Here is a 6,630-nt window from a genome sequence, read left to right on the forward strand (position 1 = left end):
AAACAAAAAGGTGAAGTTGAAGTTAGGACGGTTTGTATGTAAGCGTCAAATAGTGCACACATTCTAATAGAAGAAAATTCATGAGATACTCCTCCCACAAATGAAATTTGGGAGGTTTCTTTGAAAAGAAAAGAGAAAGAAGCGTATTGGTTGGCGATGATCGAAGAATATCGTGCTAGTGGTTTGTCCCTGGTCGAATGGTGTGAAACAAGTGGTATTGCACTTCACAATATGAAATATTGGCTACGAAAACAGTCCCCAATCAATCGAGAATCTACTGAGGAGACCAGTTGGGTCTCCTGTGTCGTCGATGTTTATGGCAGTATAAAAATGTAGTGTTTGGCAGTTAATTCATGCAGCCTCGTAAGATGTTTATGGCAGTATAAAAATGTAGTGTTTGGCAGTTAATTCATGCAGCCTCGTAAGAGGCTGTGAAAATAAGAAAAGCCACTTGTCAGCATCTCTCCATACAATTAAACTCTCTGATATTGGGCTAACAATATTCAGGGAGGTACAGGGAGTGCTAACAGTGACTGACATCCAGTATATCAGACAAGAAGTGAATCAAAAAGGTAGAAAATATGCAGAAGTAGCAAGAAGTATGAACCATGATGAGAGAACCGTAAAGAAATATGCAGACATGGAAGACTGGAGTGAAGAACGTCCGAAGACTACTCGAAAGCCAAGGGTTATGGGAGAAGCTAGACCCATAATCGATAAGTGGTTGGAGGAAGATGCGACTAAGAAAAAGAAGTTTCGTCGGACTGCCAAGAGAATGTTCGATGTGTTGGTGAAGGAACATGGATACAACGGATCTTATCGTTCTATCCGCGATTATGTACGAAAAAAGAAACAGCAGATGGGACAATCAACAGAGGCTGCCTTACCACTTGAAAGCATACCAGGAATAGCACAAGTTGATTTTGGAGAAGCACCATTTGTATACAGGGGTAGGTCTGTCGACCTTTCCTACTTAGCGCTCTCGTTCCCCTTCAGCAACACATTCTATTTTCAAGTGTTCCAGTCGCAGAACCGAGAGTGTTTCTTAGAAGGCTTAAAGCGAATCTTTCACCATCTCGGTGGTGTCCCTAAGACAATTCGCTTCGATAACTAGAGTCCAGCTGTCAAAAAGGTCCTTCCTTATGGTGAGCGAGTATTGACTGACGAGTTCGAACGATTCGTCTTACACTATGGTTTTTCCACTGAGTTCTGTAATCCAGGCAGTGGGAACGAAAAAGGTCACGTTGAAGCCATGGTCAAATACATACGTAACAACTTTTTATTGCCAGAGATACATGTGGCAGATCTTGAGCGTTTGAACGAGACCTTCTGGATTGCAGCTGAAGAAGACAGGAATCGCAAGCACTATCAAAAAGATGAGCTTTTGTCCGAACTGTTTGAGGAAGATAAAAAAGCACTCCTTCAGTTACCTGAAAAATCCTTTGAATGCGTGCGTTATGAAGAGTGTCGACCAGATAAGTATGGACTCGTCAAAATAGATGGACGTCAATATTCCACATCTCCTCGATTTGCCAAAAGTAGTGTTTTGGCAAAGATATCATATGGCACGATCGAGATCATGACGGCAGAACATGAATCAATCATTACTCATGCACGCCTGTATGGTGAGGATAAGAAGTCGATGAAATGGCAACCATATCTTGAGCTGATGGCCAAACGGCCAATGGCAATCAAATACACGGATTTCTTTGAACAGCTACCGGTCAATTGGAAAGAATATATAGACAGCTGCACCGTACCTGAAAAGCAGGAGGCATTGAGACTTCTTTCAGTCCTCTTGAAACAACATGATTTCTCGGTGGCAACAGAATCTCTAAAAATCGCATCGACGCACGGGCATCCTTCTGCAGAATCGATCAAACAGGTATTCTACCAACTCATCAATGGGCGGAGCGACCGCGTGAGCATTGATATCAGAAGAGACTCAATCCCTCCAATGCCACCGGCATCAAGAGGATCAACACATTACGACAAGTTGTTTGAAAAAGGCGGTGTGTCTTGATGGAACTACTTATACAAGAATACGCAAAGCGATTGAAGCTCAGCTGGATACGTCAAAACTTCGAAGAGATCGAGGCTACTTCAAATCAGGAATATCTACTTAAACTGATGGAGGCAGAAGTGCGTCAGCGTGAAGAACGGCGCACAAACCTCCTCTTTACCCAATCGCTCTTACCGCCATTACCGAGCGTCGAATTCAAATGGGATGATATCGAATACACGCAAGGGCTGAATCGCGAATACTTTTTAAACAGAGAATTCATGGAGAACAAAGAGAACCTGATTTTCTATGGAGGCGTGGGCACGGGCAAAACCTTTTTATCCACAAAAATCGGCTTGAATGCGATTCAAGAGACGGGATTAAACGTTCGTTTCTACACCATCGCAGGATTGGTGAACAAGTTGATGGATTTACATGAGAGAGGCACTTTGGGGAAGTTCTATAAACAGCTAGAGAAGGTCGATTTATTGATACTGGATGAGCTAGGGTATATCCCTCTACACAAGAGTGGTGCAGAATTACTCTTCCAAGTGATCAGCATGTGTTATGAGAGAAAGAGTCTCATCATTACAACGAACCTACGGTTCAGTGAGTGGAACCATGTGTTTGGGGACCCTATATTGACTGAGGCCGTAATCGATCGTTTAATCCATCACTCACATCTCGTCGTCTTTAAAGGGCCTAGCAATCGAATGAAAGAATCATTAATGAATAACTAAATACGGTGGAGAGATGCATCTGGCAAGCAACATTTTTAATTGCCATTTCATACATTTCTTACTTGCCAAATACACGTCGAAGAACCAAAAGAAAACTCAATTTCTTTGAGAATAAATCAAGTTGATATCGAGGTGACGAGTGGCTACGATGAGACACTTCTATTACAAGTGATCCGGACGCTGCGCTTGGTATGATGAATGGTCGCGCTGTCGAGCGCGTCTATCTAGCAGCGGGTCCAACAGACCTTCGCAAATCGATTGACGGACTTGCTGTCATCGTCCAGGAACTTTTTCAGTTAGATCCATTTTCGAAGGCTTTGTTCGTCTTCTGTAACAGAAAAAAAGATAAACTGAAAATCTTGTTTTGGGACCACAACGGCTTCTGGCTCTACTATCGTAGACTGGAGAAAGGACTGTTCGATTGGCCAGACCTCGGGTCTGTCCAGCCTCTATCTATCTCGAGCCGGCAACTGAACTGGTTGCTGGATGGATTGCCACTTGACCAACGTGATGCACATCCTTCCGTTGCTGCTAAAAAAGTGATTTGACGTCTGTTTCACCGGATAGTTTTATGCTATTCTTATCCCTATGAGAAAACAGGACGAGAAAACACAACTTACAATTGAAGAGCTCGAGAAGAAGAACGCACAGCTCGAACAGCGAAACAAAGAGCTCGAGGCCAAGATGGAATACTATAAGCAACAGTTTGCGCTACTTCAGGCGAAACGCTTTGGCACATCGAGTGAGAAGACAGACAAAGACCAATTGGATCTACAGTTGTTCAATGAGGCCGAAGTGTCTTCTGCTGTACTTCTTGCTGAACCTACACTCGAGACGATTAGTTACACGCGCAAAAAGAAGATCGGACGTGTGGACAGATTGAACGACCTGCCCGTCGAGACGATCCACTATGACCTCTCTGAATCAGAGAAGGTCTGTTCAGAATGCGATCATTCGATGCATGAGATGAGCACACAGATCCGCAAGGAACTGAAGATCATCCCTGCACAGGTGACAGTGGTCGAACATGTCCAGCACATCTATAGCTGCCGCCATTGTGAGACACATGAGATCAAGACTCCTATCAAGAAGGCAGAGATGCCAAGACCGGTCATCCCGAAAGGACTTGCGTCCCCATCTGCTGTCGCTTTTGTGATGACTCAAAAGTTCGCAGACGGCCTACCTCTCTACCGACAGGAGAAACAGTTGGAACGGATGGGACTGCCGCTGAGTCGACAGACGATCTCGAACTGGATGCTGTCGAGTACGACGAGCTGGTTGAAGCCTTTCTATGCAGAACTCTATCGTAGAATTCGCCAAGAAGAGGTGCTTCACGCTGACGAGACCACTCTTCAAGTACTCGAAGAGCCCGGAAAGAAGGCAGAATCAAAATCCTATATGTGGCTCTACCGTACCGGCAGAAACTCTGATACGCCGATCGTTTTATTCGACTATCAGTCTAGTCGTGCCAAAGAGAATCCTCAGAAATTCTTGGAAGGTTTCGAAGGTTATCTACATGTGGATGGTTATGCAGGATATGAATCTATCCATAACGTAGAACTCGCAGGTTGCTGGGCACATGCGCGTCGTAAGTTCGACGAAGCACTCAAGGCACTGAGAGGTGCACCTGCTGGTGCCGGTCGAACAACCGTCGCCAAGAAGGGACTCGATTTCTGCAACCGACTCTTTACCATCGAACGGAAAATCAAAGACATGACTCCTGAAGAACGACTCAAGATCAGGAAAAGCGACAGTCAGCCCGTGCTGAATGCTTTTTTGGCATGGCTTGAAGAACAACAGGAGATTGTCGCTCCAAAGACTGCCACCGGAACTGCGATCTCTTATACATTGAAACAATGGTCAAAACTCACGACTTTCATGAAAGATAGCCGAATCGAAATAGATAACAATCGTGCAGAACTTTCTATCAAACCATTTGTGATCGGCAGGAAGAACTGGCTGTTCGCAGCCTCGACAAGAGGCGCGACCTCGAGTGCCATCGCTTACAGTCTCATCGAGACTGCCAAAGAAAATGGGCTCAATCCTTTCTTTTACCTGCAACTTCTTTTCGAAGAACTTCCACAGCGTGATCTAGAGAAACTCGAATCCTTCGAAGATTTGATGCCGTGGTCGAAAAATTTACCAACGAACTGTTATATCCAATCAAAGAAATAGAAAAATGCCGGTCAAAATTAACTTCTGAACTGCTCCCTGTCAAGTAGACAGTAAAAAATTAAAAAGGTTTGACCTAAGCTACGACCTGGTATCGATACTCTATCGGTGCCAGGTTGTTTAATTTCTGTTGATAGCGTTCCTCGTTATAAAATCGTATATAGCGATCAATATCCTCGACTAGGTCTTCATAACTCTTGTACTTTTTCAATTCATAGCTCTCGCATTTGAAATGACCAAAGAAGCTCTCCATTGGCGCATTGTCGATACACTTTCCGACACGGGACATACTGCGCGTGATCCCTGCCTGGGTCGTGATGTGTCGATATTCTTTCGATGTATACTGTGACCCTCGGTCACTATGGAGTAGTGGCGTGGCATCGGGGTTCGATTCCATGGCGGCTCTCAGTGTGTCCATCACCAAGGCATTGTTGTTGAAGTGACCAGTCTCGTAGGCCACGACAGACCCGTCGTACAGGTCTTTGATCACACTCAAATAAGCCTTGTTCCCAAGACCGTAATGTAGGTGCGTGATGTCCGTCACCCATTTCTGGTTGGGCAGGTCCGCTGTGAACTCACGATTCAAGATGTTATCCTCGATGTTGACATAGCTTGTCTTTGTAGAGTATCCGTTCGAACGACGAATGAATGACCTCAGGCCGAGCTTGATCATCAGACGTCGGATCCGCTTACGATTGTACTGTGTCTTGAACTGACGATTGATGAACATGGTTACCCGTCGGTAACCTAGGATCCCTTTATGTTTTCGGAACACCTTCTTGATCTGGGCAAGGAGCCATTCATTTTCTTTTTGGTCGTCCGTTGGTGTATGGTTCAGCCATTTGTAATAGCCGGAACGTGATACTTCAAGTATTTGACAGAGTAGTTGGATCGGCGCCTTTGTCTCCTTATGGTAGTCGTGGATCGCCTGGAACCTATGGAGATGGATTCCTACTCTCGCATTCTGGACCTCCTTTCGATTTCCTTCAACTTTTTTAGGAGACCGTTCTCCGTCTCCAGGTATTGGTTGCGATGACTCAGTTCTTTGATACGGAGCTCCAACTTCTCCACTTCTGTCAGATTCGGCTTGGATGCCAAGGGCTTCCCGCGGCGGTCGTGAAGGGCCGTCTCTCCATCCTCCTGATACTTCCGGACCCATCCATATACCTGTTGGTACGAGACCTGGTACTTCTCCGCAGCCCCGTGATAGTCAAGGTCGTGTGCGATCGCATATTGGACGATCTCCGTCCGTTCCTCTAATGTCGTCTTGCGTCCTCTGTTCATCTCTCTACTTCCTTTACTAGTGGATTTTATATTCTTTCCACTAGTGTAACGCTTTATCCACCTTCGTAAAGCAGAGGATGTCGAGATCTTGAATCTGGCGCATGTCTCATCGAGGCTCCCTTTACCCGTCAGATAATAATTGACTGCCTCCAGTTTCAGCTCTTGTGAGTAGCGTCTCCAGGTATTTGATTCTATCAATCCATCGATCCCATCTGACCGGTATTTACGGACCCAGTCTCGTAGAGTCGAGTGTCCAATACTGAATTCTTTAGCGACCGCTCTTATCGGCTTCTTCTCATCCAAGATGCATAGCACCACTTTCAATCGTTCGTCTAATGTATGGTCTGTGGTTCTTTTAGACACAAAAATGCCCCCTTCACAGTAGTAGAGAATTTTTATTATTTCTCTGTCTACTATGAAGGGAGCATATCA

At 45.1% G+C, this 6,630-nt stretch carries 5 protein-coding genes and 1 pseudogene; 5 read left to right on the forward strand and 1 reads right to left on the reverse strand.

Translation table 11 applies throughout. The annotated features are described in order from the left end of the window. Nucleotides 1-120: 120 nt before the first annotated feature. From tnpA to tnpC, 5 genes and pseudogenes are all read left to right on the forward strand, one after another. Nucleotides 121-336, forward strand: a complete 216-nt coding sequence (gene tnpA / locus ACF3OH_RS14095; protein WP_392455222.1) for an IS66 family insertion sequence element accessory protein TnpA — start codon at nt 121-123, stop codon at nt 334-336. A 184-nt stretch (nt 337-520) separates the two neighbouring features. Next, nucleotides 521-2,023, forward strand: a pseudogene (gene istA / locus ACF3OH_RS14100) (IS21 family transposase). Beyond that, entirely contained in the window at nt 2,023-2,742 is a 720-nt protein-coding gene (istB, locus tag ACF3OH_RS14105; protein WP_392455223.1) for an IS21-like element helper ATPase IstB, read from the forward strand. The pseudogene istA and the gene istB overlap by 1 nt, the downstream one beginning before the upstream one ends. A 191-nt stretch (nt 2,743-2,933) precedes the next feature. After that, complete coding sequence (gene tnpB, locus ACF3OH_RS14110) at nt 2,934-3,290, forward strand: IS66 family insertion sequence element accessory protein TnpB (protein WP_378142898.1); 357 nt, start codon at nt 2,934-2,936, stop codon at nt 3,288-3,290. Between the two features lie 40 nt (nt 3,291-3,330). Further along, on the forward strand, nt 3,331-4,917 hold the full coding sequence (gene tnpC / locus ACF3OH_RS14115; protein WP_392455224.1) for an IS66 family transposase: 1,587 nt from the start codon (nt 3,331-3,333) through the stop codon (nt 4,915-4,917). 73 nt (nt 4,918-4,990) lie between these two features. On the opposite strand, the gene ACF3OH_RS14120 is transcribed toward tnpC, so the two are convergent. Next, a protein-coding gene (locus ACF3OH_RS14120) for an IS3 family transposase (protein ID WP_392454274.1) occupies nt 4,991-6,561 on the reverse strand; the annotation gives its coding sequence in 2 pieces (ribosomal slippage) (nt 4,991-5,898 and nt 5,898-6,561; 1,572 coding nt in all). Nucleotides 6,562-6,630 lie beyond the last annotated feature (69 nt).

This window comes from Chryseomicrobium aureum (genome assembly GCF_043182735.1).
GTDB classification, from domain to species: Bacteria; Bacillota; Bacilli; order Bacillales_A; family Planococcaceae; genus Chryseomicrobium; species Chryseomicrobium aureum.

Bases quoted from the DNA above. Each gene is read 5' to 3' on its own strand.
- tnpC (WP_392455224.1), top strand. From the start codon at position 3,331: ATGAGAAAACAGGACGAGAAAACACAACTTACAATTGAAGAGCTCGAG.
- tnpB (WP_378142898.1), top strand. From the start codon at position 2,934: ATGATGAATGGTCGCGCTGTCGAGCGCGTCTATCTAGCAGCGGGTCCA.
- istB (WP_392455223.1), top strand. From the start codon at position 2,023: ATGGAACTACTTATACAAGAATACGCAAAGCGATTGAAGCTCAGCTGG.